The 8,149-nt window shown below is 66.2% G+C and carries 10 protein-coding genes; 5 read left to right on the top strand and 5 right to left on the bottom strand.

Annotation, left to right across the window (positions count from 1 at the left end):
- Both ACESL5_RS05680 and ACESL5_RS05675 read left to right on the top strand, forming a co-directional pair.
- Positions 1–233: hypothetical protein (locus ACESL5_RS05680; protein ID WP_372591817.1), on the top strand; the 233-nt coding region annotated here is incomplete at its 5' end.
- A 60-nt stretch (positions 234–293) separates the two neighbouring features.
- A complete protein-coding gene (locus ACESL5_RS05675; protein WP_372591816.1) occupies positions 294–890 on the top strand; it encodes a hypothetical protein in 597 nt (198 codons plus the stop codon).
- A 48-nt stretch (positions 891–938) separates the two neighbouring features.
- On the opposite strand, the gene hemE is transcribed toward ACESL5_RS05675, so the two are convergent.
- The 4 genes from hemE to rpsU form a co-directional block, all read right to left on the bottom strand.
- A complete protein-coding gene (gene hemE, locus ACESL5_RS05670; RefSeq protein ID WP_372591815.1) occupies positions 939–2,000 on the bottom strand; it encodes a uroporphyrinogen decarboxylase in 1,062 nt (353 codons plus the stop codon).
- A 5-nt stretch (positions 2,001–2,005) separates the two neighbouring features.
- Complete coding sequence (locus ACESL5_RS05665) at positions 2,006–3,415, bottom strand: FAD-dependent oxidoreductase (RefSeq protein ID WP_372591814.1); 1,410 nt, start codon at positions 3,413–3,415, stop codon at positions 2,006–2,008.
- A 91-nt stretch (positions 3,416–3,506) separates the two neighbouring features.
- Positions 3,507–3,956, bottom strand: a complete 450-nt coding sequence (locus tag ACESL5_RS05660; protein WP_372591813.1) for a GatB/YqeY domain-containing protein — start codon at positions 3,954–3,956, stop codon at positions 3,507–3,509.
- Positions 3,957–3,978: 22 nt separating this feature from the next.
- Positions 3,979–4,194: a 30S ribosomal protein S21 gene (gene rpsU, locus ACESL5_RS05655; RefSeq protein WP_372591812.1), complete on the bottom strand. Its 216-nt coding sequence runs from the start codon at positions 4,192–4,194 to the stop codon at positions 3,979–3,981.
- Positions 4,195–4,345: 151 nt separating this feature from the next.
- Here rpsU and tsaD point away from each other — a divergent pair, with 151 nt between their 5' ends.
- Positions 4,346–5,365, top strand: a complete 1,020-nt coding sequence (tsaD, locus tag ACESL5_RS05650) for a tRNA (adenosine(37)-N6)-threonylcarbamoyltransferase complex transferase subunit TsaD (protein ID WP_372591811.1) — start codon at positions 4,346–4,348, stop codon at positions 5,363–5,365.
- 28 nt (positions 5,366–5,393) lie between these two features.
- Here tsaD and plsY read toward each other — a convergent pair whose 3' ends face one another.
- Complete coding sequence (plsY, locus tag ACESL5_RS05645; RefSeq protein ID WP_372591810.1) at positions 5,394–6,029, bottom strand: glycerol-3-phosphate 1-O-acyltransferase PlsY; 636 nt, start codon at positions 6,027–6,029, stop codon at positions 5,394–5,396.
- Between the two features lie 98 nt (positions 6,030–6,127).
- Here plsY and ACESL5_RS05640 point away from each other — a divergent pair, with 98 nt between their 5' ends.
- Positions 6,128–6,823 carry a hypothetical protein gene (locus ACESL5_RS05640; RefSeq protein WP_372591809.1) on the top strand — a complete coding sequence of 232 codons (696 nt, stop codon included), beginning with the start codon at positions 6,128–6,130 and terminating at the stop codon, positions 6,821–6,823.
- Between the two features lie 67 nt (positions 6,824–6,890).
- The gene (gene bioC, locus ACESL5_RS05635; protein ID WP_372591808.1) at positions 6,891–7,772 is read left to right on the top strand and encodes a malonyl-ACP O-methyltransferase BioC; all 882 of its coding nucleotides are present in this window, start codon (positions 6,891–6,893) and stop codon (positions 7,770–7,772) included.
- The last annotated feature ends 377 nt before the right edge of the window (positions 7,773–8,149 follow it).

The following is an 8,149-nucleotide window of genomic DNA, read 5'->3' as shown; positions in this document are numbered from 1 at the left end:
TGTGGATCGACTTCATGCGCGACATGCTGCCGCCTCCCGCCGGAGAGGAGCAGCCGCCGGAAGGCATCGTCACCGTCTCGATCGATCCGGATACCGGTCGCCGGGTTCCGGAGGGGCATCCCGGTTCGGTCCGCGAATTCTTCGATACGACCAATCCGGCGGCCAAGCTCCCCGAGGAGGACGCGTCGGCCGCGTCCGGAACCTCTCGTGAGGTGATCGAGAATCTTTTCTGAGCCTGTCCTGCATCAGGCTATGCGCAGGGCGGCAAGCACGTGACTGTGAGGTGAAACCCTATGGGGCCAGCGCCACTGGAGGTGCTCCGTGTGGCTGCCCGGCTGGCGGCCGAGTCCCCGGGGCAGGATATGCGCCGGGTGCTGGAAAAGGCCGCCCGCCAGGCAGGCCAGAGCCTCGACCGGCGTTTTCTCGCCGCCGACCTCGAGCGGCTGGAGATCGAGACGCGCCAGTATCAGGCCACTTTCCGGCCGGAACAGCGCGACATGCTGCGTTCGCTGCGCGAGGCCGCGCTGGACGCCATGTCGTTCTTCGGGCGCTTTCGGCCGCGGCTGGTAGGGGAGGTGCTGTCGGGAACGGCGGACGACCACTCTCCGATCGTCCTGCAACTGTTCGCGGCCACCCCGGAGGAGGTCATCGATCTGCTCGTGACGCGGGACATCCCCTTCGAGGAATCCGAGACCACGTACCAGTACGGTGACGGGCGCAGCGAGCGTTGCTCCGTCTTCGAGCTAGGCGCACAAGGACAGCACTTTCGACTGGAGGTGTTTGCGGAGGACGATATCCGCGAGGCGCCGCTGGCCTCGGCGGGGGGCGGAACCATCCGTCGGGCGTCCGCGCGCGCGGTCCGCGAGTTGCTGGATACGGCAGGGGAGTGATCGATCGCGCCCCGGGCGGGGGCGAACGAGCGGGCGGCCCTCGGTGCCTCAGCGGGCGCTGAGGCGATGGACCGCGTCGACCAGTACCTTCACCTTGTCCGGATTCACGTGCTGGTGGATGCCGTGGCCGAGGTTGAAGACGTGGCCCGGGTGCGGGCCGAATTCCTCGAGGATGCGAGCGACCTCGCGCTCGATGACCGCGTCCGGTGCGTAGAGCACACTCGGGTCGAGGTTGCCCTGCAGGGCGACGCGGTCGCCCACCTGGGCGCGAATGGCGTCAAGGGTCACCGTCCAGTCCAGGCCGATGCCGTCGGCGCCCGTGTCGGCGATCCAGGAAGCCCACTGGCCGCCACCCTTGGTGAACAGCGTGACCGGCACGTAGCTGCCATCCGGGCGCTTGCGCTCCAGACCGTCCACGATGCGCTGCATGTACTGCAGCGAGAACTCGCGGTAGTCGTGAGGTGCCAGCACCCCGCCCCAGGTGTCGAACACCATCAGGGCCTGTGCGCCGGCCTCGATCTGGGCATTGAGGTAGTCGGTGACCGAGTCGGCCAGCTTCTCGAGCAGTTGGTGGGCGGCCTTCGGGTCGCTGTAGACCAGCCCCTTGACCTTGGCGAAGTCCTTGGTGCCGCTGCCTTCGACCATGTAGGTCGCCAGCGTCCACGGGCTGCCGGTGAAGCCGATCAGCGGCACGCGGCCGTCCAGCGCCTCGCGGATCGTGGAGACGGCGTTCATCACGTAGCCGAGATCCGTTGCCATGTCGGGTTTCGGAATGCGGGCGATGTCCGCCGCCGTGCGCACCGGGCGTTCGAATACCGGGCCTTCGCCGGCGACGAACTTGAGACCCAGGCCCATGGCATCGGGGATCGTGAGGATGTCGGAAAACAGGATCGCCGCATCGAGGTCGTAGCGCTCCAGAGGCTGGAGAGTGACTTCGCAGGCAAGCTCCGCCGAGCGGCAAAGGTCCATGAAGCTGCCTGCCTGCTTGCGAGTTTCCCGGTATTCCGGCAGGTAACGGCCCGCCTGACGCATGATCCAGATCGGGGTGCGGTCCACCGGCTGGCGCATCAGGGCGCGCAGCAGGCGGTCGTTCTTCAGCGGGGAAGTCATCGAGGTCATACGTCCAGGTAGTCGAGGATGCCGAAGGCCGCGTTGCGCCCTTCGTAGACGGCGGTGACCACCAGATCCGCGCCGCGAACCATGTCGCCGCCGGCAAAGATCTTCGGGTTGCTCGTCTGGAAGGCCGGCGCGTTACTGTCCTTGTGGACCACCACGCGGCCGCTGGCGTCGAGCTCGATCTTCTGGTCGTCGAACCACGTCGCCGGGGAAGGACGGAAGCCGAAGGCGATCAGCACCGCGTCGGCGTCGAGCACCTGCTCGGATCCCTCGATGGCGACCGGGCGACGGCGCCCACGTTCGTCCGGTTCGCCCAGACGGGTCTCGACGAACTTCACGCCGGTCACCTGTCCGCCTTCGCCGAGAATCTCGACCGGCTGCAGGTTGAACTTGAAGTGCGCGCCTTCCTCGCGGGCGTTCTTCACCTCGCGACGCGACCCGGGCATGTTGTCCTCGTCGCGGCGGTAGACCGTCGTCACCTTCGCCGCGCCCTGACGCAGGGAGGTGCGGGTGCAGTCCATGGCGGTGTCGCCGCCACCGAGAACCACCACGCGCTTGCCCGAGACGTCGATGAAGGGATAGTTTCCACCCATGTCGAGCTGATGGTTGGTGTTGCCGATCAAAAACGGCAGCGACTCGTGGACGCCGTCGAGGTCCTCGCCGGGGAAGCCGCCCTGCATGGCGTTGTAGGCGCCCATGCCCATGAATACCGCGTCGAATTCCTCGAGGATGTCGTCGATGGACACGTCCTTGCCGACTTCGGTGTTCAGCCGGAACTCGATGCCCATGCCCTCGAAGATCTCGCGACGCGTCTGCATCACGTGCTTCTCTAGCTTGAAGGACGGGATGCCGAAGGTGATCAGCCCGCCGATCTGCGGGTGGCGATCGAACACCACGGCCTGGACGCCGTGGCGGGCGAGGATGTCCGCGCAACCCAGGCCGGCCGGCCCGGCGCCGATGACGGCGACGCGCTTGCCGGTGGGGACGACGTCGGACATGTCCGGGCGCCAGCCCATCTTGAAGGCCTCGTCGGCGATGTACTTCTCGACCGAGCCGATGGTGACCGCGCCGAAACCGTCGTTGAGCGTGCAGGCGCCCTCGCAGAGACGATCCTGCGGGCAGACCCGGCCGCATACCTCGGGCAGCGAGTTGGTCTTGTGTGCCATCTCCGCGGCCTCGAGCAAATTGCCTTCGGCGATCAGCTTGAGCCAGTTGGGGATGTAGTTGTGGACCGGGCACTTCCATTCGCAGTACGGATTGCCGCACTCGAGACAACGGTCTGCCTGCTCGGCGGCCGTGTCGGGAGTGAATTGCCCGTAGATTTCATTGAACTCTTTGACGCGCTCCTCGGCGGGAGCGACCTCCGGGTCGCGTCGCGGGACGTTCAGGAACTGGAAAATCTCGCCCATGGCTCGTTCTCGAATTGATGGTTCGGATCAATGCGGTGCCCGGTAGCGGGCACCCGCGAGGGTGCGCCCGCGCCCGGAGCCTTCCCGTGGCTCAGGCCGAGAGATTGTCGCGAACGGCCTTGCTGACCGCCGCCATGTCGGCCTTGCCGGCCAGCCGTTCGCGGGCGATCTTCATCACGCCGCCCATCTGGCTCATCTCGGTTGCCTGCTCGGATCGAATGATCTCGGCGACCGCCGCTTCGATTTCCTCGGAGGAAAGCTGCTTGGGTAGGTAGGTCTCGATGATCTCGAGCTCGGCTTCTTCGACAGCCTTGAGATCATCGCGTCCGGCGGACTCGTACTGGGCGATCGACTCGCGGCGCTGCTTGGCCTGCTTGGTCAGTATGCCCAGTGCCTCGTCTTCCGACAGTTCGCGACGGTCGTCGATTTCCCGCTGCTTGATGGCGGCAAGCAGCATGCGGATCGTGGCCAGGCGGGACTTTTCGCCGCCCTTCATGGCTGCCTTCATGTCGGCAGTCAGTCGCGACTTGATCGTGCTCATGCGGTAAGGCGCCGGCAGACGATCAGTACAGGCGGACGCGGCGCGCCTGTTCCTTGGAAAGACGCTTCTGGTTGCGCTTCACCGCGGCAGCGTGCTTGCGCTTGCGGGCCGCTGTCGGCTTCTCGTAGTACTCGCGCTCGCGCATCTCGCTGATGATGCCGGCTTTCTCGCAGGAGCGCTTGAAACGACGAACTGCAACCTCGAAGGGCTCATTTTCCCGAACACGTACAGAAGGCATGAATGCGTTCCACCTCGTTGACTGGATTGGAAATGTTTTTCGTTGGGACCCGCGGGGCCCAAAATAAAAGGTGTTGTAGTATAAAGCGTTGCCCGCGGTGTGCAAGAGGCAAATGCGCCGCGACCATCGAACCGACCACGAGGTGATTTGCGTGCGAGTACTGGCCGTCGAGAGTTCCTGCGACGAAACCGCGCTGGCCGTCTACGACGGTGGGCGCGGGGCGTTGCTGGCCCACCGGGTCCATTCCCAGACGGAGGTGCATGCCGAATACGGGGGCGTGGTGCCGGAGCTGGCGGCGCGGGACCATATGCGCCGCCTGCCGCTGCTTGCGCGCCAGGTCATGACGGATGCCGGGCTGGGCTACGGGCAGGTCGATGCGGTGGCCTACACCGCGGGGCCGGGCCTGGCCGGCGCTCTCATGACTGGTGCGGCGTTCGCCAAGGGGTTGGCGGCATCCTGTGGGGTGCCCGCGATGGCCGTCAACCACCTCGAGGGGCACATCCTCGCGCCCCTGCTCGGCGATGACCCGCCCGACTTTCCGTTTCTCGCGTTGCTGGTCTCCGGTGGGCACAGCCAAGTGATCGAGGTGCGGGGGGTCGGTCGCTACCGCCTGCTTGGCGAGAGCATCGACGATGCGATCGGCGAGGCCTTCGACAAGTCGGCCAAGCTCATGGGGCTCGGTTATCCGGGTGGTGCGGCCCTGTCGCGCCTGGCCGAGTCCGGCGATCCGACGGCCGTGCCTTTCACGCGGCCCATGGTCAACCGCCCTGGGCTCGATCTCAGTTTCAGCGGACTGAAGACCGCCGTGGCCAACGAGATCGCCGCCGGTCGACCTCACGCCGACGTGGCTGCATCGTTCGAGCGCACCGTCATCGACACGCTGGTGATCAAGCTCGGCCGCGCCCTGGAGCAGACCGGGCTGGATCGCCTGGTGGTCGCCGGGGGCGTGGCCGCCAATCGACCGTTGCGCCAGCGACTCGCGAGCATGATGGTCGAGCGGGGTGGGGCGGTGCACTTTCCGTCGATCGAGCTTTGTACGGACAATGCCGCGATGATCGCGCTGGCCGGGTATCTGCGTCTGCGGGCGGGCGAGGTGGATGCCGAACCCGGCTTTTCGGTACGCCCGCGCTGGCCGCTCGAGTCCCTGCGGCCGCCGGGCGCTGCCGCCTGAGGGTCAATCAAGCGGTTCGCCGTGGTGATCACTCGTCCGCGGTGGTTTCCTCGTTCTTCTCTCCGATTCGGGGTTCCTCGCCCCGCATCAATCGCCGGATGTTGGCGTGATGGCGAATGATCAGGATCAGTGCCATCAGCGAGATCGCCATGGCGATCACGGGTGGGGAGAGGAATGTAGCCAGGGCGGCGGCCACCACCGAAGCGAACAGGGCCGCGAGCGACGAGTAGCGCGTGGCGAACGCCGTGCTGATCCAGCCGACGATGGCGACCACGCCGATCACCGGGGCCATGCCGAGAATGGCACCGGCGGCCGTGGCGACCCCCTTGCCCCCCTTGAACCCGAAGAACACGGGGTAGAGGTGGCCGAGGAAGGCGAAAAGCCCGGCGGCCGCCATGCCGGCAAGGCGCTCCGGTCCGCTGGCCACGGCGGCCACCACCAGTACCGGCAGCAACCCCTTGAGGAGGTCGCCCACTAGCGTGACAATGGCCGCCTTCTTGCCGCCGAGGCGCAGGACGTTCGTCGCTCCGGGGTTGCCCGATCCGGCGGCGCGGGGGTCCGGCAGGCCGAGGAGCCGGGCGGTGATCACGGCGGTGGATATGGAGCCGACCAGATAGGAGGCCGCGGCGACGATGAGCAGAAAGGGCCAGTCGAGGGCAGTCAAGAGGTGATACCGGTGTTTGAATGGGCTGGCCATTATCCCGGGCCGACCGGCTGTCGGCAAACGCCTGTCATGCCGCTGGCTCCGGTCGGTCTGTCGGCATGACGGACATCGGCGGCAAGTGTCGCGGGGCGGGGCTCGGGGGCGTGCCGGCTATCGGCCTGGTTGGTGGATGGTCGTTTCCCGCCGACATGTTCGCGCCGCTAGTCAGCCGGTTGTCGTCCGCCGGGGTTTCTTGCCATGACTGGCAGGGGTTCGCCGATGCGTGGCTGGGCGAATCGCCAAGGGACTCGATAGCCGGCGGAACCTGGCTGGGCTGGTCGCTCGGGGGCGGGTTGTTGCTCGAAGCCATCGCCCGTGGACGTATCCGCCCCGACCGGTTGGTGCTGGTGAGTGCCACGCCGCGATTTCTTGCTGCCGACGGCTGGCCGGGGGTCGCGTCCGGCGAATGGCGCGCCCTGCGGCGGACGACGGTCGCGAATGCCCGGTCGGCCGCCTGCGGATTTCGCCAGCACTTCGGGCTGCCGGACTGCCATGCCCTGCCGCCGGGGATGTCTGCCGATGTCGAGGGGCTGGACTGGCTGGGCGCCATCGATCAGCGCGAGTTGCTGGGCGGGCTGACGATTCCGGTAGAGGTCTGGTTGGCGCCCGGGGATCCGCTGATTCCGCCGACGTGGATCGATCATCTGAGCCTCGCCCGCTCCGTCACCTGCCGAATCCTCCCGGGTTCGGGGCACGGCGCGATCTTCGATGCCTGGGACGATCTGGCCCGTACGCTTGATGCCGGGGCAGTCTGAGCCCGGCGGCGGTCGTGGGGTCCGCGACCCAAATCCATCTTCTTACCTTTCCGGAACGTTATCGCCGATGTCATCCCCTACCGTATTCGATCTTGACCGGGTGAGGAGTCGCTTCAATCGGGCGGCGGACGCCTATGACCGTCATGCGGCCGTCCAGCAGGAGGTCGGTCGCCGTCTCGACGAGCGCTTCGGTTGGCTGAAACTCGATCCGGAACGAGTCCTCGACCTGGGTGCCGGTACTGGCCAGATGGTGCGGGCCATGCGCTCGCGCTACCCGAAGGCCAGGGTCATCGGCCTGGACCTGGCGGAAAGCATGTTGCGGCACCTGCCACGGGAGCGCTGGTGGTCGCGCCGACGGCTCGCCGTCGCCGCGGACATGCACGCTCTTCCGTTTGCGGGCGGGTCCATGGATGTGGTGGTGTCCAACTTCGCGCTGCAGTGGAGCGATCGGCCGGAGGCGCTGTTCGCCGAGGTGGCCAGGGTGCTCGCCGCCAGTGGCGTGTTCTCCTTCACCACGCTCGGCCCGGACAGCCTCCAGGAGATCCGCCGCGCCTGGGCGGAGGTGGATGCCGCGCCCCACGTGCACCATTTCATGGACATGCACGATCTGGGTGACGCCCTGGTGGGGGCGATGCTGGCGGACCCGGTCATGGATCGGGAGACGGTGACCGTGACCTATCCGACGGTCGATGCCCTGCTGGCCGACCTGCGTGGCGTCGGGGTGGGCAACGCGCAGCGGGGACGAACCTCCGGCATGACCGGGCCGAGGGCGTGGCGTCGATTCCGCGAAGCGCTTGCCGCACAGGCCGTTGATGGGCAGATTCCGCTCACCTACGAGATCGTCTACGGCCTGGCTTGGGGAACCGGCGTTTCTCCGCTCGCCAGCGAGTCAGTGCATGGTCGCTACGGGGTGTCGACGGCGGGCGAGCCGGCTCCCGACGACGCGTGAATGAGGAATCGTGCCGATAAAGATTGGGTATTGGCCATATGCCCTTTTTATTACAGGGTTCGATTGTGATGCTAACTGATTGAAACTGCGTAGTGTTGCCCGCTTTCATTGGCGGTAGTGAAGTAAATTCATAGGTTTTTGTCCGGGGTGGATTGGATTATCATTGCCCGTCGAAGAAAAAGGGTCTGGCCGATCTGGCCGGGATGAACCTAAAAGTCTGGAGGGGTCACGATGTCCACCAATGCAATGCCGGTAGCGACCGAGCAGTACAATTACGGCATCGTCAAGAAGTTCGCCATCATGGCCATGATTTGGGGCGTGTTGGGGATGCTTGCCGGTGTCTATATTGCCAGTGAGCTGGCATGGCCGTTTTTGAA

Origin of the sequence: Guyparkeria sp. (genome assembly GCF_041687595.1) — a bacterium.
GTDB lineage: Bacteria > Pseudomonadota > Gammaproteobacteria > Halothiobacillales > Halothiobacillaceae > Guyparkeria.
The sequence above is the reverse complement of the archived record's forward strand: the minus strand, read 5'-3'. Positions and strand labels throughout refer to the sequence as shown.